This window comes from Neisseria sp. 20925_1_37 (assembly GCF_041433255.1).
Taxonomy (GTDB): Bacteria; Pseudomonadota; Gammaproteobacteria; order Burkholderiales; family Neisseriaceae; genus Neisseria; species Neisseria flavescens_D.
The window spans coordinates 1-26,279 of sequence record NZ_JAPWBC010000005.1 but is presented as its reverse complement, the minus strand read 5'-3'; the positions used below and the strand labels follow the sequence as shown (position 1 = coordinate 26,279).

Genomic DNA, 26,279 nt, shown 5'->3' with positions numbered 1-26,279 from the left:
AAGAATAGTAAAAAATGTCCAATCGATTTCGACTAATAATACTGAGAATACTGAGTGTCGTTTGGTTTCTCGTTTGGCGACTGACCGTATCCATTCTAATTGGAGACGCCGTGTCTCATTTTTTACCACCTGAACACGAAACTTACACCCAAGGTAATAAAGTAAATGCCTCGTTTCAAATCGCCATTCTCACAACCGACAATAGTAGTTGTACCATGAAACTATGGAATCAGTTCGATGCTAAGAAGGACAAAGTATGTACATCAATCTCTAATAACGATAATTGCATCGCACCTTTGAAAACCACTTGCAGTTTAAAACGCATACGTACTGAAGAATACGAACTCATCTATATTGACCCCATCATCGCAGAAACGAGAACCAGTCATTATCGTTTAACGGAAGGTCGTGTAGAACCTTTGTCTTTTACCTCAAATTCACTTATCCGACGATTATCAGCAGGACTAAAAGCAGCCTTAATTACCCTGCTTCTGACCTTGGCGCCTCCTTTTTACCGCCTGTGGCGACGCGACAAAGAAATTCAGGCAGCAGCCAAGCAAGCGAGAATAACTAAACAACGTAAAAACTGATCGTCCTAGACTTTGTTCTACTTCCGTTGACCATTGAGACACTTGAACCACTCCACGAAACATGAGACTCTGGCACCAAACCCTCATCCCGCTACTCCCCCGCGCCCAGCTTTTGGGGCAACACCGCGAATGCGCCGCTTTACGCGGAGCGGGCTGGGGCAGGCCGCATGCGACGGTTAATTACGTTTTTACCCATTCGCCCCACAAACTCTATCTGTATCACGCGTTGATTATGGAAGAAATGGAAAGGCGCGGCTACAAGCCTGACGTTTTATGGAAAGACCCGTTGTATCGCGGCAAAGCCGTTACGCCATACCACGCACACGCGGCTGAAACAGCTACTTTGCCGATTTATGCCGAACATGATGATGCCTACTTAGACGAATGTCTGGAAAATTTAAGAAGCAAAGGCATCATGTTATAAACCCATTTTTCAGACGGCCTGAATATTGAATACTCAAGGCCGTCTGAAACCACTTTAACCACAACCACTCTATAAACAACCGAGACAATAAAAATGCCAAAAATTACCGTACTCCCACACGCGACATTATGCCCCGAAGGCGCGGTTATCGAAGATGCACCGGAAGGCCAAACCGTCCTTGACGTACTGCTCGACCACGACATCGAAGTCGATCATGCCTGCGAAAAATCCTGCGCCTGCACCACCTGCCACGTGATTATCCGCAAAGGTTTTGACAGCTTGGAAGAACCAACCGAATTAGAAGAAGACCTGCTCGACCAAGCATGGGGTTTGGAAGCCGATTCACGTTTGAGCTGTCAGGCAGTGGTTGCCGACGAAGATTTGGTGGTGGAAATCCCCAAATACACCATCAACCACGCGCGCGAAGATCATTGATACAAAAAGGTCGTCTGAAACGGATAAAGCAATTTTCAGACGACCTTTCAAAAGCAAATAGTTTGGAATTCATTGTTGAAACGTTTAACCTTGCTTTCACTCCTATTCTTCCTACACACAGCCTATGCTGATCATGCTGAATGGCAGGAGATGACTTGCTATCAATACAACCAAGCAGAAGTAGATAAGGCAATGGAAAACATTGTTGGCGACATCAAATACCGCAATAAGCAACTGAATGCCATGATTGATAAAATCAAGCGCCCTGTCCGCTACCGTATTAGGACAACTCCAATAAAACGTTTTGTGCTTATAGTTGAAAATGGAGATTACTCCACCTCTTGTAAATCGATCCAAGGCAAGAGTCATTTGAGTTTGTTTTTATACTATCAGGGTAGCAATTTGAAAACCTTGGGCATTACCGAAACCAAGATTCAAAATGGTAAAGAAGTCTTTGTAAGCAATAATCTTTATGCCTATTCGGAATCTGAAAACATTTTTGAACGCTCGGGAGATATCAATAATTCAGAGGAAGCTTGTATTACAAAATCCTGTGAAAAGAAAATTATCGTGTATAAGTACCCCGCCACCTTTGAAGACATAACCACATATCAATACCCATCTTCCTTTATTCTGAAAAAGTTTGGACTTAAGGGTACAAAGTTATCTAACCATGCCATTCCCTTGGATCGTCAATAACACCGTCTTTAAAAGCAAACAAAAGGTCGTCTGAAAACTGCCTTACCGACTGTTTTCAGACGACCTTTTGTCAAATCGCCATCAAATCATTATTTGGAACGGGGAACGATAAACCTTAAGCGGGAAACTTTCATCGAAGCAGTGGTTTGTGCGACAGGATAGCTTTCCACTCTGCCCTTGGTGTTCAACATACTGAGGCTGCTGCCGCGGCGGGTAATAATGCTCTTAGGCTCGGGTTTTGGTGCAGGCTCGTTTTGCACTGTTGCCATGGATTTCAGCGGTTCAGGTACATAGCCCGCCAAGCCGAAGCGTTTGATGCTTTCGTTTGCGGCATCTGTATAACGCTGTTTCGCTTCTTCGTGTTCCACCACTATATCGTCGAGTGCCACAGACAAGTCGTTGCCGATGAAGATTTGGTCATAGAAATTCCTAAATATACGATCAACCATGCACGTGAAGACCATTAAAACAAGGTTTAATGAAAAAGGCCGTCTGAAACCACAAATTTATGGTTTTCAGACGGCCTGTTGCTTATGCGGCAAACTATTTGATATGAGGAAAAATAAAACGCATACGCGAAATTTGCATGGAAGCCACTTTCTGCGTAGCGGAGTAATTTTCAATTTTTTCTTGCATTCTGATTTGATGCAGATTGCCGTTATAACGGGGAGCCGCGTTCTGAGATTTGTTTACGATCGGCAGCTCAGCCTCTGCCTTCAACGCTTCCTCCGCCTCAATGGCCGAAAGTGCAGCCTCATCTCTTACCAAACCGAAACGCTCGATAATGGCATTGGCTTCATCTATATAACGCGATTTGTCCGCGCCATTTTCCAACACCACATCTTCAAGCACGACCGACAAATGCTTGCCGCAATTTTCGATACGCTCTGCGATACGCGAATAAACCATCCAACGTTTCAACCTCAATGCGCCTGCATCGTCATTGGGCGAAGCGGCATCCAGTTTAATTAAGCCATAGTGCTTACCGTAATACAGACGGAACACCAGCTGCTTCAAACCTTCTGTTTCGTCCAACATCCGATAAAGTTCGCGAACCAACAACAGCAAACGGTCAAATGCGCCTGCTTTAGACAGATACTCCGGATCATCGGAAGCAAGCGCGTAAATCAGTTTGGACAGCTTGGCGTTGAGTGCGTTATTCATCTTTTTTCCTTTTATTTTTAAGTGATGGATTGTCTTAAGAGCCATTCCAAAAAATTTGGTTGCATAACAAAGTGTAAATTTTGCATGAAAACCAAATCATTCAAAACGGAATAGAAAGTATAAAACGGCAGATTCAAAGAGAATATGCCGTGAATTTTAAGTGTCTTGCCGTATTTTAACGCAACTATGCTATTTTGTTAAAAAATAGCGCCATCATTTATCTGCCAATCTTCCGTAAAACAATCTGGCAGTCCGACTTCTTCTTGATTAAAATAATTACTAATAGCCCAAACCCAATAAAGGAACACATCATGAAATGGACAGATACCCAACGCATCGCCGAAGAACTCTACGACTTACACGGCGACAGCATCGATCCGAAAACCGTACGCTTTACCCAACTGCGTGATTTAATTATGGCTTTGCCTGAATTTGACGATGATCCGGCGCGTTGCGGCGAACGTATTCTCGAAGCCGTGCAACAAGCGTGGATAGATGAAGCAGAATAATCTTCCCCCCTTCCCTATCAAACAAGACCTCAGGCAGTTTTTCAGACGGCCTGAGATCTTTATTAAATCTATTCATACAATTTCGGAAAATTTCGAAATTGACTCATACCAACCTCAAATTTATTATGCAACCTGACAACAAATAAAAGATATGCAGAAGGTGCATAACCATGAATCACGCTCGAGAAATCGCCGCTTTAAACAACAGCCTTTCTGATTTGAAAGGCGACATCAATGTTTCGTTCGAATTTTTCCCACCGAAAAACGAACAAATGGAAACCATGCTATGGGATTCCATCCATCGCCTGCAAACTTTGCATCCGAAATTCGTTTCCGTAACCTACGGTGCAAACTCCGGCGAACGCGACCGCACACACAGTATCGTAAAACGCATCAAACAAGAAACCGGCCTTGACGCAGCCCCCCACCTGACCGGTATCGACGCCAGCCCTGACGAGTTGCGCCAAATCGCCAAAGATTATTGGGACAGCGGTATCCGCCGCATTGTCGCCCTGCGCGGCGACGAGCCGCCCGGCTACGAGAAAAAACCTTTCTATGCCGAAGATTTGGTCAAACTGTTGCGCTCCGTTGCCGACTTTGACATTTCCGTAGCGGCCTATCCAGAGGTGCACCCAGAAGCCAAATCCGCACAAGCCGACTTGATTAATCTGAAACGCAAAATCGATGCGGGTGCAAACCACGTTATTACCCAATTCTTCTTCGACGTGGAAAGCTATCTGCGCTTTCGCGACCGTTGCGTGATGATGGGCATTGACGTTGAAATTGTTCCCGGCATTCTGCCCGTAACCAATTTCAAACAATTGACCAAAATGGCGCAAGTGACCAACGTCAAAATCCCAAGCTGGCTGTCTAAAATGTACGAAGGTTTGGATGACGACCAAGGCACGCGCAACCTTGTTGCCGCCAGCATCGCCATCGACATGGTCAAAGTCCTCTCGCGCGAAGGTGTCAAAGACTTCCACTTCTACACCCTCAACCGCAGCGAACTGACTTACGCCATCTGCCATATTTTGGGTGTGCGCCCCCGTTAATAAAACAGACGGCCTCCCCATTCTGATTTACAATATCGAACATTCAGGCCATACCGGCCTGATTAAAAATTCCAACTAGGAGAGTTAACATGACAACATTGCATTTTTCAGGCTTCCCGCGCGTCGGCGCCTTCCGCGAATTGAAATTCGCACAAGAAAAATACTGGCGCAAAGAAATCAGCGAGCAAGAATTGCTGGCTGTTGCTAAAGACTTGCGCGAGAAAAACTGGAAACACCAAGCTGCTGCCAACGCCGATTACGTTGCCGTAGGCGATTTCACTTTCTACGACCACATCCTCGACCTGCAAGTTGCCACCGGTGCCATCCCTGCCCGTTTCGGCTTCGACAGCCAAAACCTGTCTTTGGAACAATTCTTCCAACTGGCGCGTGGTAACAAAGACCAATTCGCTATCGAAATGACCAAATGGTTCGACACCAACTACCACTACTTGGTGCCTGAATTCCACGCCGATACCGAATTCAAAGCCAACGCCAAACACTACGTTCAACAACTGCAAGAAGCCCAAGCTTTGGGCCTGAAAGCCAAACCGACCATCGTCGGCCCATTGACTTTCCTGTGGGTAGGTAAAGAAAAAGGCGCTGTCGAATTCGACCGTCTGAGCCTGTTGCCTAAACTGTTGCCTGTTTACGTTGAAATCCTGAACGCTTTGGTTGAAGCCGGTGCCGAATGGATTCAAATCGACGAGCCAGCTTTGGTTGTTGACCTGCCTAAAGAATGGGTAGAAGCCTACAAAGACGTTTACGCCACTTTGAGCAAAGTAAACGCCAAAATCCTGTTGAGCACTTACTTCGGTTCTGTTGCCGAACACGCTGCTTTGCTGAAATCCCTGCCTGTTGACGGCCTGCACATCGACTTGGTACGCGCTCCTGAACAACTGGACGCATTTGCCGACTACGACAAAGTTCTGTCTGCCGGCGTTATCGACGGCCGCAATATTTGGCGTGCCAACCTGAACAAAGTTTTGGAAACTGTCGAGCCTCTGCAAGCCAAACTGGGCGACCGTTTGTGGATTTCCAGCTCTTGCTCTCTGCTGCACACTCCATTTGACTTGTCAGTTGAAGAAAAACTGAAAGCCAACAAACCTGACCTGTACTCTTGGTTGGCATTCACCCTGCAAAAAACCCAAGAATTGCGCATTCTGAAAGCCGCATTGAACGAAGGTCGTGATTCCGTTGCCGAAGAACTGGCCGCCAGCCAAGCTGCCGCAGACTCCCGTGCCAACAGCAGCGAAATCCACCGTGCAGACGTTGCCAAACGCCTGGCCGATTTGCCTGCCAACGCAGACCAACGCAAATCTCCATTTGCCGACCGTATCAAAGCGCAACAAGCATGGTTGAACCTGCCTCTGCTGCCGACTACCAACATCGGTTCTTTCCCGCAAACTACCGAAATCCGCCAAGCACGCGCAGCCTTCAAAAAAGGCGAACTGTCTGCCGCCGATTACGAAGCTGCGATGAAAAAAGAAATCGCCTTGGTGGTTGAAGAGCAAGAAAAACTGGACTTGGACGTACTGGTACACGGCGAAGCCGAGCGTAACGACATGGTTGAATACTTCGGCGAACTGTTGAGCGGTTTTGCATTCACCCAATACGGCTGGGTACAAAGCTACGGCTCACGCTGCGTTAAACCACCTATCATCTTTGGTGACGTAAGCCGTCCTGAAGCCATGACCGTGGCTTGGTCTACTTATGCTCAAAGCCTGACCAAACGTCCGATGAAAGGTATGCTGACCGGCCCTGTTACCATCCTGCAATGGTCTTTCGTCCGCAACGATATTCCTCGCTCTACCGTGTGCAAACAAATTGCACTGGCTCTGAACGACGAAGTATTGGATCTGGAAAAAGCCGGCATCAAAGTCATCCAAATTGACGAACCTGCTATCCGCGAAGGTCTGCCTTTGAAACGTGCCGATTGGGATGCTTACCTGAACTGGGCCGGCGAATCTTTCCGCCTGTCCTCTACCGGTTGCGAAGACAGCACTCAAATCCACACTCATATGTGCTACTCTGAATTCAACGACATCCTGCCGGCCATCGCCGCTATGGATGCTGACGTCATCACCATCGAAACTTCACGTTCCGATATGGAGCTCTTGACCGCGTTCGGCGAATTCAAATACCCGAACGACATCGGCCCAGGTGTTTACGACATCCACAGCCCACGCGTACCGACTGAAGCTGAAGTTGAGCACCTGTTGCGCAAAGCCATCGAGGTTGTACCGGTTGAACGTCTGTGGGTTAACCCAGACTGCGGCCTGAAAACACGTGGCTGGAAAGAAACTCTGGAACAACTCGAAGTGATGATGAACGTAACCCACAAACTGCGTGCCGAACTGGCTAAATAATGTGAGTTAGATGAAAAGGCCGTCTGAAAATTTTCAGACGGCCTTTTTTATTTATCAACATTTAAAACATGAATATCATGGATTCAACAACTTACAAAATCCCTGTCGTTGTATGATGTTCTTCCACTCCTGATGTATACACGTTCTTAGTATGATGATACACAGTCTCTTTAGTCGTTTCGACAATATGGTTGGCTTCTGACAAGATATCGCTCAATGCAACTTTACTGCCGGTCGTATTCACCTTTTTCAGTGCTTCGCCGTTATGGCTATTGCCTTCAGAATACGTTTGGATGTCATTTTCAAAGCGCAGCCATGAATCATACAGTTCACCTTTAATGTCCGTCATGATTTTATTGTTGGCCACATTTAAAGATGCTTTGCCTTTAGGGTTGGTACTGTGCACGTCTACCAAAGCATCATTCAGGGCACCACCAAGTTTCAATGTGTTATTGGTGATGTTGTACTCTTTGGCATTGCTTTTCAAATAAGCAAATTCGACATAGCCTTCAGATTCTTCGCGCACGGAAATTTTGTTGTTGTGAATCGTTACCGCCCCATGCATAGCGACATTGCCATGGTGTTCTTCCACATAAACCGGTACTGCGCCTTTCATAATCTTGCCGATATCGGCATCATTGCCGCTGATGGTAATGGTACCGCTGCCAATGCCGTTTTTAGATAAAACGCGGTCGTAGGTATCGTTGATGACGGCAATTAGATATTTGGTAGATTCGCCGCTGATCTTGTTGTTTGCCATATTGAGTGTGTAATCCATTTTGCTTTCATGGTTACGGAACTCAATCGCGTAGGTCTGAATACTGTTTTGATAAACCGTCAGATTTTTAATGACATTATCGCTAATATCGAAATAACCTTTATCAGCCGAGTGCAAATCTTTGTACTGGGTATTGGTTTGCACCTGAATCCCTGAATACATGTGGTAGTACTTACCCAAGTCATCATCAACATTCAAACGGAAGCTCGGGTCTTGGATAATGGTATTGCCGATAATTTTGACTTTATCCATAGAAAACTGGCGGTTGTAGGCAACAATGCCATACAGTCGGTCACCCGTTAACACATTGTCTTCAATGACAATGCCTGTACCATCATGCACATCCAAGCCTTTGCGGTAGTTATGGTCAGTCGTGTTTTTACGGTATGTGATGCCGTAATTGTAGCTGCCCGCAGCCACAGCCATACCGTAGCCAGTACCGCCGTCAGCTTCGTGGCCGTTCCAATCCAAACGGTTGCCCTCGCCGATAAAGTTTTGTTGGAAACCGATCAGCGCACCGGCAACGCGGTTGTGGTGCAGATACGAATCGACAACACGGTTGTTTTCACCCAAAGGCAGCGCTTCATAGTTTTCATCAATTTCGCCGCTTTGTACGCGTGCTTTAAAGGTCAGCTTATGCCCTTTTTCCGTCTCCAAAGAAGCGGTCGACGTAAACATCACACCAGCACGATTGGCACCGGAAACCTCTACTTTGCTGATTAAAGTATTGTCCGCATCGTTCACCAAAATGCCATTTACCTTGCCAAAATAGCTTAAGCCTTTGCGGTAAAAATCAGGATTGGTATATTGAACCGACAAGTCGGCAATGGTTTTATTGTTTTGTCCATCGACTAAAATACCGGCAAATTGGCGGATATCGTCATGGTTGGTGTCCGGATTGAATTCGCCTGTTTGCGCTTTATCAAACGTTACTTTGGTTTTGTCCATACCCGAACCAAACAAACCACGCGCGCCAGAAACGGTTTTATCCATCACAATCTGGTTGGAAATATAGTAAGTACCATCCAAGAAAACCATGGCCTTTTCTTTATGAGCCGCTTCTAAAGCTGCTTTAAATGCCTGAAGGCTGTCTTTTTTACCCTGCGCATCGGCACCAAAATCATTCACACGAACGTAATTGCCATACTCTTTAGATTGATACACGCGGTATTTTCCAGATACACCGGCCCTGCTTTCGGCATGATCGTCAATTTTGTTTTCTTTGCCTGAGCTGATGTGTCCATCGTGACTATTGATTGCTTTTTTGCCGGAAGAAACGCCCGCTATTTTGTCATGGCTGTCTGAATCCTTCAGATTCTTTTTATGCGCAATTTCAACTGTTTCTTTTCCTTCGGCAATTCTGTCTTCAACCTCTTTCTCTTTGCGGGCGGCTTCTTGTTTGACTTTACGCTCTGCAATTGCTTTTTCGACTGCCGCTTTATGCGCTTCTTTTGCGCGCTCGACAGCCTTTGCTTTGGCTGCGGCAGCCTCCGCTATTTTTTTTGCTTTGGCTTCTTCGTAAACTTTTTGCCTTTCAGCCAGGACTTTTTCCATCGATTGATTAACCGACTTGTTTGCCGGTTCTTTTGAAACAACGTGTTTGCTCGCCACTTTAGGCTCAATGATATGTTTACTGGAAACGCTGCTTACAGAAGCAACGCTGGCCCGTGCAACATGCATTTTTGTCACAAGGCCGTCTGAAGATGATGAAGTGCTGTCAAATCTTGCTACCTCCGCCACATGCACTACTTCTCTCGTTACCGTATTTTTACCACTTAATTGCTTAAGCTCAGGAGAAATCGACGGCATATCCCCCCAATTGTGGGTATGCATCCATTCTTTTAGAGGAGAAGATGATTTGGAATTTGCTTCAGGTGTGGATGAGCCGTGACGAATGTGGGTGCTGCCAAGAGGAGCAAGTTTATGTGACATAATCAGCGTATTTCCTTGTATCGAATATCGCCTTTCCCACCGCACAAGCATGCAACAAAAAAGCCGATTGATTAAAGAGGTAAGACGGATTCTGTCGTAACAACAATTGCCTGTATAAAGGCCAAACTGAAGTTGGCCGCTTTGAGAAACTCGGCAGCGTTTCCCCTTCTGCCGGTTTTCTGATTGGATACGGTCATGGTGTCAGACAGAACCATTGGATGACTTTATATAGGCGATCTGTCCGCGTACCATGTATCCGGTTATTTTTGACGGAAATGTATCAGAGTCCCTTTTTAATTGATTAGTTCATCCAAAGTTAAGTTATTTTTGATTTTTATAGCAAAATAAAAATGGTTTTATCTTGCACTGGTTTCCTTTTTGACTTGACAGAGTGAATCCCGCGAAGCCAAAAAAGAGGGAAATTCTAACACGATATGTTTTTAGCATTCCCTATTTAACTAAATTTACAAAATATATAGAATAAATATCTATAACTGTTTTTAACTTCTTCTAAAAATCAATAAAATTTGATATTTCCAATATGTATTTTTACAACATTACTGTGCATTATATACCGATTATCTTAAAATACTACCGTTTATTTGCAAAATTTAGTATTTTATTATTGCTTTCACCATCTAAAAACCAATAAAAAAAAGCCGTCTGAAAAAATATTTCAGACGGCCTTTTTTTATTAAATGCGTTCTATTCAACAAACTTCGACCAACCAGCCGTGTTTGTCTTCTGTCAAACCGTATTGAATGTCGGTAATCGCCTTACGGATTGCGTAACCGCGCTCTTGGCTCTTCACTTCGATTTCTTTGCCATCAATCACGAAAGAAGTTACCGGAGAAATGACCGCAGCCGTACCGGTCAGAATCGCCTCTGCGCCATTTTCCACAGCTGCTTTCAGCTCATCAACGGTAAAGTTGCGTTCGGTAACGGTGTAGCCCAAATCTTTGGCAACAGTCAGTACGGAATCGCGGGTAACGCCGTGCAAGAATTCGTCGGTCAACGGTTTGGTAATGATTTCATCGCCGTTAATCAGGATAAAGTTGGACGCGCCGGTTTCCTGAACGTCGCCATTCGGGCAGAACAATACTTGGTTTGCACCGTGCTCTGCTTTGGCTTTCAATACCCAAGGCATGGCGGAAGCGTAGTTGCCACCGCATTTCACACGGCCCATGTGCGGGGCGCAACGGATGTGTTCGGTTTCTACCAAGATTTTAACGGGCGAACCGGCTTTGAAATAGTCGCCGACAGGAGAAGCCAGAATGTACAGCAAAGCAGTTTCAGAAGGAGAACCGGCCTTACCGATCACAGGGTCAGTACCGATCAAAGTCGGACGCAGGTACAAAGCGGCTGGCGCATCAGGGATTTCCTCGGCGGAGCGTTTGACCAATTCGATCAAAGCATTCAAATAAGCTTCCGTTTCAGGACGCGGCAGGTGAAGAATATCTGCACTTTGCTGCATGCGCGCGATGTTAGCGGTCGGGCGGAACATCACGATTTTGCCGTTTGTCTGACGGAATGCCTTCAAACCTTCAAAACATTCGCTGCCGTAATGCAGGGCGTGTGCGCCGGGGGCGAGTGTCAGGTCTTTGGAAGATTGCCATTCTACCGGTTGCCATTTACCTTCACGATAAGCGATAACGGGCATTTCAGCGTGAAAAACGCTGCCGAATACGGCTGGGACTGGTCTGCTCATGATGATTGCCTTTCTTATTCTGATTTGTAAGATAATAACTAAAGACTGAACAATACGCCTTTCAATATGGGTTTGACAAGTACCCGTCAGCATTAAAGATACCCTTCCCATGCCGTCTGAAACATGCCATCCTATCCGAAATCCGGCAAATCGTTTAAACTGATACCATTTTTCAGACGGCCTGCCACAACCGCAGCCAATCCGGAGTAACCCATGAAACTCATCTATACCATCATCAAAATCCTGATTCTTCTTGTTTTCCTCCTGCTAGCCATCACCAATACCCACACCGTATCCTTCTTCTACCTGCCCGGCCAAAACATCAATCTGCCGCTGATTGTCGTGCTTTTCGGTGCCTTTATTATCGGCATCGTGTTCGGTATGTTTGCCCTCTTCGGCCGTCTGCTGACCCTGCGCAGCGAAAACAACCGTCTGCGTGCCGAAGTGAAAAAATACGCCCACCTTTCCGAAAAAGACCTGACCCCGGTCAAAACCGAAACACCAGCAACGGCTTCCGAAACCGCTCCCAAAGCGTAACGCCACCAATCAATAAAGGAATACCATGGACAACGAATTGTGGGTCATCTTACTGCCCATCGTCCTCCTCCCCGTTTTCTTCGCTATGGGCTGGTTTGCCGCGCGCGTCGATATGAAGACCGTCCTGAAACAGGCCAAAAGCATACCGGCAGGGTTTTACAAAAGCCTTGACGCCCTCGTTGACCGCAACAGCGGCCGCGCCGCGCGCGAATTGGCGGAAGTAATTGACCAGCAGCCGCAGTCATACGACTTAAACCTGACTTTGGGCAAGCTCTACCGCCAACGCGGCGAAAACGACAAAGCCATCAATATGCACCGCGCCCTGCTCGATTCGCCCGACACAGTCAACGAAAAACGAGCGCGCGTGCTTTTTGAATTAGCGCAAAACTACCAAAGCGCAGGCTTGGTGGACCGTGCCGAACAAATCTTCCTCGGTCTGCAGGAAGGCGATATGGCACGCGAAGCCCGCCAACACCTTTTGAGCATCTACCAACAGGACCGCGATTGGGAAAAAGCCATCGAAATGGCGCAGCTCTTGAGCCATGACGAACAGACCTACCAGTTTGAAATCGCCCAGTTCTATTGCGAAATCGCCCAAGCCGCGCTGTTCAAATCCAACTTCGACGCCGCCCGCTACAACATCAGCAAAGCACTCGAAGCCAACAAAAAATGTACGCGCGCCAACATCATCCTCGGCGACATCGAATACCGTCAGGGCAACTTCCCTGCCGCAGTAGAAGCGTATTCCGCCATCGAGCAGCAAAACCACGCCTATTTGAGCATGGTCGGCGAGAAACTCTATGAAGCCTATGCCGCGCAAGGCAAGCAGGAGGAAGGTCTCAACCGCCTCATCGGCTATATGCAAACCTTCCCCGATCTTGACCTGATCAACGTCATCTACGAAAAGGCTCTGCTGCTCAAAGGCGAAACCGAAGCGGCGCAAATCGCTGTCGAACTCGTCCGTCAAAAACCCGACCTCAACGGCGTGTACCGCCTGCTTGGCTTGAAACTCAGCAGTATGAATCCGGAGTGGAAAGCCGATACCGATATGATTCGTTCCATTATCGGCCGCCAGCTGCAAAAAAGCGTCATGTACCGCTGCCGCAACTGCCACTTCAAATCCCAAGTCTTCTTCTGGCACTGCCCAGCCTGCAACAAATGGCAAACCTTTACGCCGAATAAAATCGAGATTTGATAAAGCGTTAAGCATTAAAAAAAGGCCGTCTGAAATCTTTTCAGACGGCCTTTTTATTACGAAACAAAATATCAAAACGGTTCAAAACATGGCTGTACACACCAGCAATATCTGCTCAACACCACTGCTCTGCCCATGCCAACGCCGCTACAATCTGCGCCTCAATATCGGCATTAAATTCGCCTGCTCGGCACGCATCGCGCAATTCTGTACGACGGGTTTCATCTGCCGCAATTTGGTTTAACACCACTTGCGGAAACTCGTTAAACACAGGCCCTTCCTCTTCATGACCCATCAAAAACAGCGCAGGAATTTTTTGATTGGCGCGGACGATTTCCTGTTGGCGCGGATTCTCAAAACGGCTGCTGTCGCCAAAATCGTTTCGGGCAATATAGTTGACGCGGATATTGGGATTCAACTCCGCCATTTTTTGAATAAACGGCACAAACACGCGGCAATCAGGGCAATATGGCGCAGCGGCAAGCAGCCAGTTTTGCAGACGGCTGATCTTTTTGACCGCCGCTACCGTTTGCGCCGACAACTCGGTCGCCTGATAGAGTTGCTGCTGTTTCAATTTGTCTTCTTCGGTATCAAAATCCAAATATTCTGCATAAGTAGCCATGCTTTACTCCTGTTCTGTTGTATCGGTTTTCCCTGCCACGCCGGTCAAAAGCGGAACAAGCAGATTGACGACGAGGTTTTCAAATAACGGCTCATCAAGAGGCGACTCGTCCGAATGGCCAAACACCAGCTTCACTTCGGTATATTCTTTCTGCCCTTTGCTCATTTTATTGCTGTTAAAACCCTTATAGGCTTCTCTCAAGGCAGCATCCCAATCCTCTTTCTTGCTGTACTCCTCCGCAGCGGCAAGGCTGGTTTTGGCAAAAAACGGCAAGGGGGTATTTTGTCCGATTCGGAAATGTACCAACCATTCTTTCAAAAGTGCCCTCGCGACCTCTTGCCCGATGGCGGCATAGGTTTCGGTCTTTCCCAGGCTGACAATATAGGTTTGTCGGCTTTCAACGGATTTAGGGGCGATAGCGCAAAAAATCAAATGCTCCAACAAACGGGCAATGCGGTTGGGCGCATTGTCTTTTTGATTTAGGAACACAATACGGCCGCATTCGTAAAGATTGCCGATGGTGCCTTGTAAAACCAAGTCGTCAAAGGATTCTTCATAAGGTTCAGACGGCCTTTTGTCACTGCGTATCAGCTCGGCATCCACGTTTTTCGCAGATATTTGATACTGCTTCTGCCATAAACCACCCAATTCGCCTACCGGCATCAGGCTTTCGGCATTCAGCCGAATGGCCGTATCTTCAAAATCTTCCCCTTTGCGCCGCGCATCCAAATAGGCATCGGCAATCCGACCCTCATGTTGCGGCTCAAACGGTTCGGCAGACTCCCATGCACCGTCCAGATACGGCTGATCCCAGCTTAAATTTTTCTTCAGCCAAACTTTGACAGGATTGCGCCAAAAACTGACGAGCTCGCCCTGATGAATGGTTTTGCCCGGCTCTTCCTGACTTAAAGCCTCAAGGAAAAACGGCTGCGCTTCCGCTTGCGGCTGGTTCAACGCATCGGCGTAATCTTGGCGTGTACTGAAGAGGCCGTCTGAAAGCGCGTCCTTTTGGAAATAACGGCGTGAAAAAGCCTGCAAAGGATGATGTTTCACCCATTTCTCCGATAACTCGCGCCCGCTTTTCCCTGTCATGGCGGCAATGGTATCCAGCAGCTCGCTGATTAACGAAGACGGCGCAAACTCGGCATCATTGCGTATATCGCGGCCGATATAAGACAAATACAGCATTTCACGTGCGCTGATTAAAGCTTCGAGGAAGAGGTAACGGTCGTCATCGCGGCGGGCGCGGTCGCCTTTTTTCGGATGTTTGGCAATCAGGTCAAACACCGCTGCTTTGGTATTGCGCGGAAAATCGCCGTCATTCAAACCCAGTAGGCAAACCATTTTAAACGGCAGGCTGCGCATCGGCACCATACTGCAAAAAGTGATGCCGCCGCTTAAAAATCCGGCTTGGCTTTCGCTGTCCAAAAAGCGGCGGATATGGCGGATAACGGTTTTACACGGCAACAATCCGTCAAATTCGGCCAACTGCGCCTCTTCCTGCCATTTCGCCAAAGACTGCTCAAACTGCTGCTTGGCGTATTGGTCGTCCGTATCCGGAGCAAACAGTTTCTCCAGCAAATCGCGGCAACGCTGCACCCAGCTTTCCACATTGGCAGGCTCTTGCCATTGCGCCGCCATATCAGCCAAAGTACGGATAAATTCGGCAAAACCGCTGAACACGTCCAACTGGTTGACATTACTATGCCACGCGCTCACACCCTGCCACATACCGTTGCCGCCTTCAGGCAGCATCCAGCCCAAGGCCAAACGCTCTACCGCCTGCTGCCAAGTAAAGAGGTTGTCTTTGCCCTCGCGCATGGTTTGGTCCAAACCCCAATGCACATTCAATCCGGCAACAGTCTCATGCAGCAGCGGCACATCTTCCTCGCTCAAACCGAAGCGTTGCAACACCAACCGGCTTTCCAGCAAAGGCAAAACCTTGTCCACTTCAAACCGGCTCTCCAGTAAGTCCAAAGTTTGCGCCAAAGCATACAGCAACGGCTGACGGCGGCTGAGTTTCACATCCGAAATCGAATACGGCAAAGCCTGGCTACCTGCATGCTCCTGCCCAAAAACGGCTTCGATAAACGGGCTGTACGGCTCGATGTTTGGCGTCAAAACGGCAATATCGTGCGGTTGCCAGTCGGGATTGTTTTGCAACACCAGCGACAACTCTTCTTTCAAAATCTGCAATTCGCGCAAAGGGCTGTGCGCCGCGACGATTTTAACGGAGCCGTCATTCAGCAGCTTGTCCGGCTCGACACACACTGGATTGCCGTCCGCATCGTGGACTTGAACCAAAACCGACTGCGCGCCTGCTTCGCCTTCTTCCTGTTGATATAAGCGTTCAGACGGCATGATTAAGTTTTGGATATCGTTTTGCAGGCAATGCAACAAGGTATCGTCTTTTCCCTCTTCATAAACCTGAATATCCTGCTCGGTTTCCACTTCCGACAGAAAATCAAAGAAATCGCGCCCCTGCTTACCCAAAGAAGCCAACAGCGGATGCCCTGCCTGCGACAAATCCACCTCGTCGCCCCTTTTCAAAATCTGTGCCTCGTCGATGACCTCGCCCCAATATTGGCTGCTCGGGTTGAGCGCAAACACAAACACATCGCAATGTTTGGAAATTTGGTGCAGCAGTTGCAGATACATCGGCGCCATTGTCGAAATACCGAATACAAACAACCTTTGTGGCAAGACCGATTTATCCAACTGCGCCAACAGCTTTTCCCACAAGGCCACGCGGTGCGGCGCAGATTGGCTGCCATCGTCCAAATAGCGCCACAGCCGCGCCTGCCAATCCTCATCATCGCCCAAACCCAGCAGTTTCCCAGCCTGCCACGCATCAATCCAATCCGGACGGTACACCAAATATTGGTCGAAAATATCCGCCATCTGTCCGGCAAGCTGATAATCCGCCGAGGCCGAACTGTGCAAATAACTTTCCAGCTTCAGGCGCACGTTTTCGTATTCCGGGGCCGTCTGAAACGCTTCGCTGCGGAACAAATCCAGCAAACGCCAACGCATGACTTCAGGCGAAAACGGACTGAGCGGCGGCACATCGGGAACCAATTTACGCATCAGCTGCCACGCCAAACCGGCCGGTAGGCTGAACTTCAAATTCGCCGCCACGCCGAGTTTGCGCGCAAAAAACACATTCAGATACCGCCGCATCCCCTGGCTCTGCACCACCACTTCTTCCTGCGCCAATACAGAATCCAAGGGCAAGGTCTGATGAATATGCGCGCACATTTCGGCAAGCGCTTCCAAACGGTCAGACTGATAAAGATAAAACATAGCAGACAATCTAAAAAACAATTGCCCACATTATAATGCCATTAGGACAAATGCTTCAGCAGAAGCGGCAAACAAAAACACAGACCGTCTGAAACACATCGCTTCAGACGGCCTAAAACAAACCCATCGGCAGCCAATTATTAATTATTTATCGACCCCTGTACAAACCGGCTTCTCCTATCCTATAATTTCCCACATTCGGAATGTAGCGCAGCCCGGTAGCGCACTTCGTTCGGGACGAAGGGGTCGGAGGTTCGAATCCTCTCATTCCGACCAAATACAAAACCTGCTTGAGTTCAAGCAGGTTTTTTACATTCGGCAAGCCTATACTTCCGGCGGCGGGAAAGGTGCACCTTCGGGATGTTTGTAGCGGTTGTACATAAACAAATATTGTTCCGGAAAACGGCGTATCCAATATTCGGTATTTTCATTGATCACGCGCGCGTCGTTCTCCTTATCGCCGTTCAATTCGCCGCGCAAAGGCTCGATGTGCAAGACAAAGCCTTTACCGTCGGGCATACGCTCGCCGCAGAAAAACAAAGCCTTCACACCTTTGACTTGCGCCAGCTTGCCTGCCAACGTCATGGTGTAGGCAGGTTTGCCGAAAAAGTCCACCCACACGCCGTCACCCCCTTCTTCCGGAGACGGTACATGGTCCGGCAACACAATGGTCGCTTCGCCGCCGCGCAGCGCTTTGATGATTTGTTTGACGCCCTGAATACTGGTCGGCGCAGTCTTGCCTTTACCGCGCACGCGCCCCGCCTGCATCACCGCATCAAAAGCCTTGATTTTCGGCGGCTTGTACATCGCCGTCAGCGGAAACGGCAGTTGCTGGCTGATGTAGCGGCCCGCCAAATCATAGCTGCCGATGTGCGGCGTGATAAACAGCAAACCCTCGCCCGCACTCAAGGCCGTCTGAACATGTTCCCAACCGTTGACGCTGACAAACAGGTTTTCAATTTCTTCAGGCCGTCTGAAAAACGCCACCGGCAATTCCAAGCCACCTTTTGCCGTTTCACGGAAAACTTTTTTCACCGCCTCGTCCGTCGGGTTCAATCCGGCAAGTGTCATGTTTTCAAATACCCTTCGGCGATCTTTCGACAGCACGCGGAAACCCAAACTACCGAGCAGGTTGCCTAATTTGTGCAACCAAGCCAAAGGCAGCGCGGCCAAAAATTTAAAAACAAAGGTAACAAGCGTTTGCATAAGGTTTTACCAAAATGAAGTGGACAGATTGTAAACGAAACAGGCCGTCTGAACAAAACAGACTTCGGGCAAATATATTGCGGCACACCTGCTTTTCTGCTACTATCCGCGCTGCATTAAGAGTTGGGAATTCCATGCCAACCTGCTTTTCAAACGGAAAGGTAAGGTGGACGGTTGAAAAACCGATGTGGCTCGCCAGAGCAATCCAAACCCGCTTAATGCGGGAATTTTTTTGCCTGTAAGAAACGCGCAACAGGATTCCGAAACAGCAGGCAAGTGCGAATGTTTCTCACTTGTATAGAGAAAAAGCGGAGTTTTTGTTATGATTTCCGCTGTCCGAAATAAAAGGCCGTCTGAAAACACAGCAGCCTGTTTTTAATGAAAGAATAGCAATGAGCGAATATCTGTTTACTTCCGAATCGGTATCCGAAGGCCATCCGGATAAAGTTGCCGACCAAGTATCCGATGCGATTTTGGATGCCATCTTGGCACAAGACCCCAAAGCGCGTGTCGCCGCAGAAACCTTGGTCAATACAGGCTTGTGCGTATTGGCAGGCGAAATCACCACCACCGCCCAAGTGGACTACATCAAAGTCGCACGCGAAACCATCAAACGCATCGGCTACAACTCCTCCGAGCTGGGCTTTGATGCCAACGGCTGCGCAGTCGGCGTGTACTACGACCAACAATCTCCGGACATCGCCCAAGGCGTAAACGAAGGCGAAGGCATCGACTTGAACCAAGGCGCGGGTGACCAAGGTTTGATGTTCGGCTATGCCTGCGACGAAACCCCTACCCTGATGCCGTTTGCCATCTATTACAGCCACCGCCTGATGCAACGCCAAAGCGAATTGCGCAAAGACGGCCGCCTGCCTTGGCTGCGCCCTGATGCCAAAGCCCAACTGACCGTGGTTTACGACAGCGAAACCGGCAAAGTAAAACGCATCGACACCGTCGTCCTGTCCACACAGCACGACCCTGCCATCAGCCATGAAGAACTGAGCAAAGCCGTTATCGAGCAGATTATCAAGCCCGTTCTGCCGTCTGAAATGCTGACCGACGAAACCAAATACCTGATCAACCCGACCGGCCGCTTCGTTATCGGCGGCCCGCAAGGCGACTGTGGTCTGACCGGCCGCAAAATCATCGTCGATACCTACGGCGGCGCAGCTCCGCATGGCGGCGGCGCATTCTCCGGCAAAGACCCGTCCAAAGTGGACCGTTCCGCCGCTTACGCCTGCCGCTACGTTGCGAAAAACATCGTCGCCGCCGGTTTGGCAACCCAATGCCAAATCCAAGTTTCCTACGCCATCGGTGTTGCCGAACCGACTTCGATTTCCATCGATACTTTCGGCACCGGCAAAATCAGCGAAGAAAAACTGATTGCCCTGGTTCGCGAACATTTCGACCTGCGCCCTAAAGGCATCGTCCAAATGCTCGACCTTCTGCGCCCGATCTACAGCAAATCCGCCGCCTACGGTCATTTCGGCCGCGAGGAGCCTGAATTTACTTGGGAGCGCACCGACAAAGCAGCCGCATTGAAAGCAGCCGCAGGCGTGTAAAAAAATAATAAAGGTCGTCTGAACGGGAGTTTCAGACGGCCTTTTTACATCTAAATATTCAAAACCTTTTTACGAACGACACATCGTATTTTCACAAAAACAGTGCAATGAAATTTTGGATTGCCGTAATGTTTTTGTGAAGCTACCAAATAAAATTGAAAGCATACATCATGAAAAAATGGCTGCTGGCTGTTTTGCCTGCCACCGCACTGGCTGCTCCGCCTCAAGGCTTTTATCAAAATTACAAAGACTGGGACATTGCTTGCGACAATACCGGCACCTGCCGTCTTGCCGGATATCAGGCAGATGAAACAGAGCCGCCGGTTTCTATCCTGTTTACCCGACAAGCAGGGGCGAATGCCGCCGTAATTGGCGAAGTTTCCCTGCTGCCATTTAATGACGACGACACACAACTCGCCAGCATTGCAACCCGCAACGAATTGGTATTGAACGGTAAATCACTGAGCAAATTGGCGTTCAATAAAAAAGGTCAAGGCAAATTGAGCAGCTCTCAAACCAGCGCCTTACTAGAAGCATTGAAAAAAGAGAGCAAAATCAGCATCCGCTCTGGAAAATATGAATGGCACTTGTCCGACCAAGGTGCAGCGGCGGCAATGTTGAAAGCGGACGAATTCCAAGGCCGTCTGAATACGCCTTCCGCGCTGATTCGCAAAGGCGGCAGCAGTCAGGCAGTCCTCAGCCCGCAGCCCAAACCCGTCATCCGCGCCGTTGCCGTGCCGAAAAAAGAGGGCGATATGCTGGAACAAGGCACACCGCGCCACAGCACCGTCATGAAGCTCTTGAGCGACAGCAACCGCGTTTCCGAAGGCGACGATAATTACTGTTACGCCCTGCACAATAAAGAGCAAATGGATTGGAACCGCAGCCTGTATGTCCATCCGCTCAACGATCGTCAGGTTTTGATTTCGGCCATCTGTATCGGCGGTGCTTATCAAACCAGCGGCTACTATGCCATTGCCGATAAAGAACTGACCAAGATCGAACAAGTGCTGCCGCCAATGACATACGGCGGTCATGGCGGATTTGATGAAAAAACAGCCACACTCAGCGGCAGCTTCAAAGGCCGCGGCATAGGCGATTGCTGGTCTGGCAATGCAGCGGTGTGGGATGGTAAAACGTTTGTCCGCAGTGAGGAACACACCACTGGTTCATGCAAAGGCTTCACAGGCGGCGCGTGGCTGATGCCTATTTTTGAAGCCCGTGTTGAACGTTAAAATACACGGAATATTTACGATAGAAAGCAAAGGCCGTCTCAAAATTCCCGTTTTCAGACGGCCTTTTTCCTTATACAATAGCCACTTGAATTTCTATATACATTCTGAATAAAGGATACGGATTATGTTCGGCAAACAACTTTTTGAAGAAGTCAGCTCCAAAATCAGCGAAACCATCGCCAACAGCCCTGCCAAAGACATGGAGAAAAACGTTAAAGCCATGCTCGGCAGCGCGTTCAACCGCATGGATTTGGTGACCCGCGAAGAATTCGACATCCAACAACAGGTTTTGATTAAAACCCGTACCAAACTGGCTGAATTGGAAGCCCGTTTGGCCAAACTCGAAGCCGCTCAAGAGCCTGAAGAAACTGCTTTGAAAGCGGCCGAAGCTGCTGCAGAAGAAGCTGTTGCCGAAATCAAACAACAAACTGAAGCTGCCGAATAAGGCCGTCTGAAACATGTCGCTTGCTTTGGTTTACAGCCGCGCCTTAAGCGGCATGAATGCGCCGTTGGTCGAAGTGGAAGCCCACCTTGCCAACGGCTTGCCACATTTCAATATCGTCGGTTTGCCCGATACTGAAGTCAAAGAAAGTCGCGACCGTGTGCGTGCCGCCATCATCCAAAGCGGCTTCGACTTTCCCGCCAAGAAAATTACCGTCAACCTCGCACCGGCCGACCTCCCCAAAGAATCCGGCCGTTTCGATTTGCCGATTGCCTTAGGTATTCTTGCAGCATCGGGACAAATCAATCCTGAAAAGCTCACCCAATATGAGTTTGCCGGCGAATTAGCACTGTCCGGCCTGTTGCGTCCCGTACGTGGCGCGCTGGCCATGGCATGGCAGGGAATGCAGGCCGGCCGTTCATTCGTCTTGCCGCAAGAAAATGCCGAACAGGCTGCCGTCATGCGCGGTATCGCGGTTTATGGCGCACGTTCTTTAGGCGAAGTGGCCGCACATTTAAACGGCATCGAACCGCTGACACAAACTGAATGCAAGCTGACGCAAAGGCCGTCTGAACAAAGTAAAATACCTGATTTAGCCGATGTCAAAGGCCAACATACCGCCCGCCTCGCTTTGGAAATCGCAGCTGCAGGCGGACACAGCCTGCTGATGATGGGGCCGCCGGGTACAGGCAAATCCATGCTTTTGCAACGTTTGCCCGGCATCCTTCCGCCTTTGACCGAAGACGAATTAGTCGAAGTATGGGCATTGCGTTCGCTCCTGCCCAACCATCAACAGCAACTCGACAGTAACCGCCCTTTCCGCAGCCCTCATCACAGCGCCAGCTCGGTTGCCATGGTAGGCGGCGGTTCAGATCCACGTCCGGGCGAAATTTCATTGGCGCACCACGGTGTGTTGTTTTTAGACGAATTACCCGAGTTTGACCGTAAAGTATTAGAAGTATTGCGCGAGCCTTTGGAAAACGGCGAAATCCATATTTCCCGCGCCGCACGCCAAGCTGTTTATCCGGCCAAGTTCCAACTTGTCGCCGCCATGAACCCCTGCCCTTGCGGCTATCTTGGCCATCCGTCCAAACCTTGCCGCTGCACGCCTGAAAGCGTTGCCCGCTACCGCAACAAAATTTCAGGGCCATTGCTCGACCGTATTGATTTAACCATCGAAGTACCCAGCCTTTCCGCTGCCGAATTGATGCAACAAGAAGCAGGCGAATCCAGTGCCACAGTATTGGAACGCGTTACCGCCGCGCGCAAAATCCAATACGGCCGACAAGGCAAAGTTAATGCCGAATTGAGTGTCAGCGAGCTCGATTGCAAAGCCCGCATCCAAAAAGAAGCGCAAGAAGCCTTGGGAACCATGCTCGAAAAACTGTCCCTTTCCGCCCGAAGTTTCCACCGTATCATGCGCGTCGCCCGTACGCTGGCCGATTTGGCAGGCGACGAAGAAGTCAGCAAAACCCATGTGATGAAAGCCATCAGCTTCCGTCGCGCCCTTTAACTTGTCAGACGGCCTGAATCTTTATGTTTAAGTAAAACTAGAGTAAACAAAGCATCAGGATTTTGCCGTCCATAACGGTTATTGATAAAATATCGAATCTAAACTCAGACAGTCTCCCCTCAGGCCGTCTGAACACATTATTACAAGGTAAGTCATGAAAAAATCTACACAATATGGCAAAGGCTTGGCCGGTTTCTTTTTCGGCCTGATACTGGCAACAGGTATTATTGCCGGTATTTTGTTCTTCTTGAACCAAGGCAACCAAAACGTTTTCAAAGAGCTGACTCAGCCTAAACAAAGCGAAGAACCTGAAATCCTGAAACCTCAGGACAAAGCAGAGAAACGCCCAGCTACCGACACTTCATCTACCCAAGCAGATGAAGAAAAAGCCAAAGCAGAAAAAGAAGCTGCTGAAAAAGAAGCAGCAGAGAAAGAAGCCAAAGCTAAAGAAGAGGCTGAAAAGGCTGCCAAAGAAGCTCAGGAAAAAGCTGAACAAGCAGAACGTGAAGCCAAAGAAAAAGCGGATAAAGCTGAAGCAGAAAAAACCGAACGCGAAACTAAAGAAAAAGCTGAAAAAGCCGCCGCCGACAAAGCTGAACGCGAAGCCAAAGAAAGAGCAGACAAAACTGCCGCCGATAAAGCCGAACGTGAAGCCAAAGAAAAAACCGCAAAAACGGAAGCAGAAAAAGAAGCCGCCAAGAAAAAACTGGCCGAGAAAAAAGCCGAATTAGAGAAAAAACGCGCAGAAAAAGCCAAAGCTGAAAAAGAAGCTACTGATAAAACTGCAAAAGATAAAAAAGCAGCCGACCAACTGACCGACAAACAAAAAGAGCGTGCCGAGCGCAAATTGGCTGAGAAAAAAGCAGCCGAAGCCAAAAAACAAAACAAGCCGACACCTGAGCAAATCCTCAACAGCGGCAGCATCGAAAAAGCACGTAAAGCAGCAAATGCCTCTACAACAAAAGAAAGCAGCAACGCTGCAAGTAAACAGTCAGCAGAAAAAGCCGAAGCAGCTGTGAACAACGGTAAAAAAGCCTTCCTGCAACTTGGTTCATATGCAGACCGCTCCAGCGCAGACTCACAACGTGCAAAACTAGCTATTTTAGGTGTTTCTTCCAAAGTGGTTGAATCGCAAAACGGCGACAAAACCATTTACCGAGTTCAAAGTAATACCATGCCGCAGGAAGCCGCTGTAAAACTGCAAAAAAACCTGCAAGGCCATAATATCAACAGCTTGATTCGTTCTAGCAAATAATGGAATCACTGATGAAGCAGCATATAAAACAAACCATTGCCGCACTCAGCCTGAGCCTGCTCAGTCTGAGTGCGCAGGCTGCTACCGAGGGCGTGGACTATACTGTCCTCAGTCGCCCTATTCCGCAGCAACAAGCCGGAAAAATTGAAGTGCTAGAATTTTTCGGCTACTTCTGCGTCCATTGTTACCATCTCGATCCAGTTTTGTTGCAACACAGCAAAACCTTTGCCAAAGATGTTTCCTTACGGACAGAACACGTCGTTTGGATGCCTGAAATGTTAGGCTTGGCCAAAGTAGCCGCTGCCGTCAATCTTTCAGGTTTAAAATATCAGGCCAATCCAGTCATCTTCAAAGCAGTTTACGAACAAAAAATCAACCTGGCCGATACCAATGTATTCCACTCATGGGTTGGTAAACAGACAAGTTTTGACAGTAAAAAACTGCTTCAAGCCTACAACAATCCTGCTGCCGCATCGGCTGCTGCAAAAATGCAGCAATTGACGGAAACTTATCGAATTGAAAACACACCAACTGTCATCGTCGGTGGTAAATACAAAGTCAATTTCAACGGTACCGACTGGAAAGTCGGTATGAAAACCATAGATGAGCTCATCGTCAAAGTCCGCCGCGAACAATCCTCAAAACCACTTTAACTATTCAACAAAAGAAAGACGGCCTCAAGGCCGTCTGAAAACTTATGGACATTCTGATTTTATTTAAAGCACTTATTCTCGGTATTATCGAAGGTTTAACCGAGTTTCTCCCTATCTCCAGTACTGGTCACTTGATTGTATTCGGTGACTTAATGAACTTTCAAAGCAACGGAAAAGTATTTGAAATTGCTATCCAACTCGGTGCAGTATTAGCTGTTGTATTCGAATACCGCCAACGATTCACCCATATCATAAAAGGACTGGGTAAAGAACGAACAGCCAATCGCTTTGTACTGAATTTATTTATTGCCTTCATACCAGCTGCGGTTGTGGGCCTCTTGTTCAGCAAACAAATCAAATTACATCTTTTCAATCCAATTACCGTTGCTACCATGCTGGTATTAGGTGGCTTCTTCATTTTATGGGTTGAAAAACGCCAAACAACAGCCAAACCTAAAGTCAACCATGTCGATAATATGCGCCCAATTGACGCATTTGTTGTAGGATGCGCCCAAATTTGCGCCCTTATCCCTGGTACATCACGTTCAGGCAGTACGATTATGGGCGGTATGTTGTGGGGACTGGAACGTAAAACGGCTACCGAATTTTCATTTTTCCTTGCTGTACCAATGATGATTGCGGCAACAGGTTACGACATCCTAAAAAACTACAAACTCTTTACCTTGCAAGATGTCGGACAAATTGCCATCGGCTTTATCGCGGCATTTATCGCCGGTTTATTGGCAGTAAAAGCTTTGCTGAAATTTGTCTCCAGTAAAAACTATGTGCCTTTTGCCTACTACCGTATTGTATTTGGCGGTCTGATTCTCCTTACTTGGATGCTGGGCTGGGTTAGCTGGAGCGAGTAATCCATCTTCATTCACCAAAGGACGTGCCTGTGCACGTCCTTTTACTTTCTTATCTCCTTTCCACTCTATTGTCACCCCATAAAAGGCCGACACTCCGCATCATTACCCCTAAATATCTCCTCACCATCCGTACAGCTGCCCTTCACCTTCATCTTCGCGCACACCACCGCCGTCAACGACTCGTTCAAACGTAATACCCTGGGTTCCACCTCCCTGTCCAGCGCCACCGC

Annotated in this window: 23 protein-coding genes, 1 tRNA gene and 1 riboswitch; of the genes, 17 read left to right on the top strand and 7 right to left on the bottom strand. The window is 48.3% G+C overall.

The features are described 5' to 3' along the window. The first annotated feature begins 110 nt into the window (after positions 1 to 110). From O3661_RS05225 to O3661_RS05210, 4 genes are all read left to right on the top strand, one after another. A complete protein-coding gene (locus tag O3661_RS05225; RefSeq protein ID WP_232444975.1) occupies positions 111 to 590 on the top strand; it encodes a hypothetical protein in 480 nt (159 codons plus the stop codon). 61 nt (positions 591 to 651) lie between these two features. Continuing rightward, entirely contained in the window at positions 652 to 1,014 is a 363-nt protein-coding gene (locus O3661_RS05220; RefSeq protein ID WP_371492549.1) for a TIGR02328 family protein, read from the top strand. A 93-nt stretch (positions 1,015 to 1,107) separates the two neighbouring features. Next, positions 1,108 to 1,449: an ISC system 2Fe-2S type ferredoxin gene (gene fdx, locus O3661_RS05215; RefSeq protein ID WP_003686005.1), complete on the top strand. Its 342-nt coding sequence runs from the start codon at positions 1,108 to 1,110 to the stop codon at positions 1,447 to 1,449. A gap of 75 nt (positions 1,450 to 1,524) precedes the next feature. Then, the gene (locus tag O3661_RS05210) at positions 1,525 to 2,148 is read left to right on the top strand and encodes a hypothetical protein (protein WP_371492548.1); all 624 of its coding nucleotides are present in this window, start codon (positions 1,525 to 1,527) and stop codon (positions 2,146 to 2,148) included. Positions 2,149 to 2,237: 89 nt separating this feature from the next. Here O3661_RS05210 and O3661_RS05205 read toward each other — a convergent pair whose 3' ends face one another. After that, positions 2,238 to 2,597 (bottom strand): hypothetical protein, encoded by a 360-nt coding sequence (locus O3661_RS05205; protein ID WP_371492547.1) that lies wholly within the window; start codon positions 2,595 to 2,597, stop codon positions 2,238 to 2,240. A 94-nt stretch (positions 2,598 to 2,691) separates the two neighbouring features. After that, entirely contained in the window at positions 2,692 to 3,312 is a 621-nt protein-coding gene (locus O3661_RS05200; protein WP_371492546.1) for a hypothetical protein, read from the bottom strand. Positions 3,313 to 3,623: 311 nt separating this feature from the next. On the opposite strand from O3661_RS05200, the gene iscX reads away from it, so the two are divergent. The 3 genes from iscX to metE all read left to right on the top strand — a co-directional run bounded on the left by iscX (position 3,624) and on the right by metE (position 7,239). Next, the gene (gene iscX, locus O3661_RS05195) at positions 3,624 to 3,821 is read left to right on the top strand and encodes a Fe-S cluster assembly protein IscX (RefSeq protein ID WP_003682097.1); all 198 of its coding nucleotides are present in this window, start codon (positions 3,624 to 3,626) and stop codon (positions 3,819 to 3,821) included. Between the two features lie 170 nt (positions 3,822 to 3,991). Beyond that, positions 3,992 to 4,873, top strand: a complete 882-nt coding sequence (gene metF / locus O3661_RS05190; protein WP_049323818.1) for a methylenetetrahydrofolate reductase — start codon at positions 3,992 to 3,994, stop codon at positions 4,871 to 4,873. Between the two features lie 89 nt (positions 4,874 to 4,962). Further along, positions 4,963 to 7,239, top strand: a complete 2,277-nt coding sequence (metE, locus tag O3661_RS05185; protein ID WP_371492545.1) for a 5-methyltetrahydropteroyltriglutamate--homocysteine S-methyltransferase — start codon at positions 4,963 to 4,965, stop codon at positions 7,237 to 7,239. 91 nt (positions 7,240 to 7,330) lie between these two features. Here the strand turns inward: metE and O3661_RS05180 are convergent, their stop codons facing one another. Further along, positions 7,331 to 9,826: a right-handed parallel beta-helix repeat-containing protein gene (locus O3661_RS05180; protein ID WP_371492652.1), complete on the bottom strand. Its 2,496-nt coding sequence runs from the start codon at positions 9,824 to 9,826 to the stop codon at positions 7,331 to 7,333. Positions 9,827 to 10,658: 832 nt separating this feature from the next. Continuing rightward, the gene (gene ilvE, locus O3661_RS05175; protein ID WP_371492544.1) at positions 10,659 to 11,657 is read right to left on the bottom strand and encodes a branched-chain-amino-acid transaminase; all 999 of its coding nucleotides are present in this window, start codon (positions 11,655 to 11,657) and stop codon (positions 10,659 to 10,661) included. A gap of 213 nt (positions 11,658 to 11,870) precedes the next feature. On the opposite strand from ilvE, the gene O3661_RS05170 reads away from it, so the two are divergent. Together O3661_RS05170 and lapB are read left to right on the top strand one after the other, a co-directional pair. After that, positions 11,871 to 12,194: a lipopolysaccharide assembly LapA domain-containing protein gene (locus O3661_RS05170; protein WP_049337081.1), complete on the top strand. Its 324-nt coding sequence runs from the start codon at positions 11,871 to 11,873 to the stop codon at positions 12,192 to 12,194. A 25-nt stretch (positions 12,195 to 12,219) separates the two neighbouring features. Continuing rightward, positions 12,220 to 13,389 (top strand): lipopolysaccharide assembly protein LapB, encoded by a 1,170-nt coding sequence (lapB, locus tag O3661_RS05165; RefSeq protein WP_371492543.1) that lies wholly within the window; start codon positions 12,220 to 12,222, stop codon positions 13,387 to 13,389. Positions 13,390 to 13,504: 115 nt separating this feature from the next. On the opposite strand, the gene O3661_RS05160 is transcribed toward lapB, so the two are convergent. After that, positions 13,505 to 14,011 (bottom strand): thioredoxin family protein, encoded by a 507-nt coding sequence (locus O3661_RS05160; protein ID WP_371492542.1) that lies wholly within the window; start codon positions 14,009 to 14,011, stop codon positions 13,505 to 13,507. A gap of 3 nt (positions 14,012 to 14,014) precedes the next feature. Next, positions 14,015 to 17,314, bottom strand: coding sequence for an exodeoxyribonuclease V subunit gamma (gene recC, locus O3661_RS05155; RefSeq protein ID WP_371492541.1), 3,300 nt, complete (start codon positions 17,312 to 17,314; stop codon positions 14,015 to 14,017). Positions 17,315 to 17,513: 199 nt separating this feature from the next. Between recC and O3661_RS05150 the strand changes: the two genes are divergently transcribed. After that, positions 17,514 to 17,590, top strand: a tRNA-Pro gene (locus O3661_RS05150). Positions 17,591 to 17,638: 48 nt separating this feature from the next. On the opposite strand, the gene O3661_RS05145 is transcribed toward O3661_RS05150, so the two are convergent. Further along, positions 17,639 to 18,520: a lysophospholipid acyltransferase family protein gene (locus tag O3661_RS05145; protein WP_371492540.1), complete on the bottom strand. Its 882-nt coding sequence runs from the start codon at positions 18,518 to 18,520 to the stop codon at positions 17,639 to 17,641. A 108-nt stretch (positions 18,521 to 18,628) separates the two neighbouring features. Then, a riboswitch (SAM-I-IV-variant riboswitch) is annotated at positions 18,629 to 18,739 on the top strand. 173 nt (positions 18,740 to 18,912) lie between these two features. Between O3661_RS05145 and metK the strand changes: the two genes are divergently transcribed. The 7 genes from metK to O3661_RS05110 all read left to right on the top strand — a co-directional run bounded on the left by metK (position 18,913) and on the right by O3661_RS05110 (position 26,049). Next, entirely contained in the window at positions 18,913 to 20,082 is a 1,170-nt protein-coding gene (gene metK, locus O3661_RS05140) for a methionine adenosyltransferase (RefSeq protein WP_371492539.1), read from the top strand. Positions 20,083 to 20,252: 170 nt separating this feature from the next. Then, complete coding sequence (locus tag O3661_RS05135; protein WP_371492538.1) at positions 20,253 to 21,317, top strand: DUF1176 domain-containing protein; 1,065 nt, start codon at positions 20,253 to 20,255, stop codon at positions 21,315 to 21,317. 124 nt (positions 21,318 to 21,441) lie between these two features. Next, complete coding sequence (locus tag O3661_RS05130) at positions 21,442 to 21,762, top strand: accessory factor UbiK family protein (RefSeq protein WP_371492537.1); 321 nt, start codon at positions 21,442 to 21,444, stop codon at positions 21,760 to 21,762. Between the two features lie 13 nt (positions 21,763 to 21,775). Then, entirely contained in the window at positions 21,776 to 23,272 is a 1,497-nt protein-coding gene (locus O3661_RS05125; protein WP_371492536.1) for a YifB family Mg chelatase-like AAA ATPase, read from the top strand. 154 nt (positions 23,273 to 23,426) lie between these two features. Further along, positions 23,427 to 24,527: an SPOR domain-containing protein gene (locus O3661_RS05120; RefSeq protein WP_371492535.1), complete on the top strand. Its 1,101-nt coding sequence runs from the start codon at positions 23,427 to 23,429 to the stop codon at positions 24,525 to 24,527. Between the two features lie 11 nt (positions 24,528 to 24,538). Further along, the gene (locus O3661_RS05115) at positions 24,539 to 25,180 is read left to right on the top strand and encodes a thiol:disulfide interchange protein DsbA/DsbL (protein ID WP_371492533.1); all 642 of its coding nucleotides are present in this window, start codon (positions 24,539 to 24,541) and stop codon (positions 25,178 to 25,180) included. 44 nt (positions 25,181 to 25,224) lie between these two features. Next, positions 25,225 to 26,049 carry an undecaprenyl-diphosphate phosphatase gene (locus tag O3661_RS05110; RefSeq protein ID WP_371492532.1) on the top strand — a complete coding sequence of 275 codons (825 nt, stop codon included), beginning with the start codon at positions 25,225 to 25,227 and terminating at the stop codon, positions 26,047 to 26,049. Positions 26,050 to 26,279 lie beyond the last annotated feature (230 nt).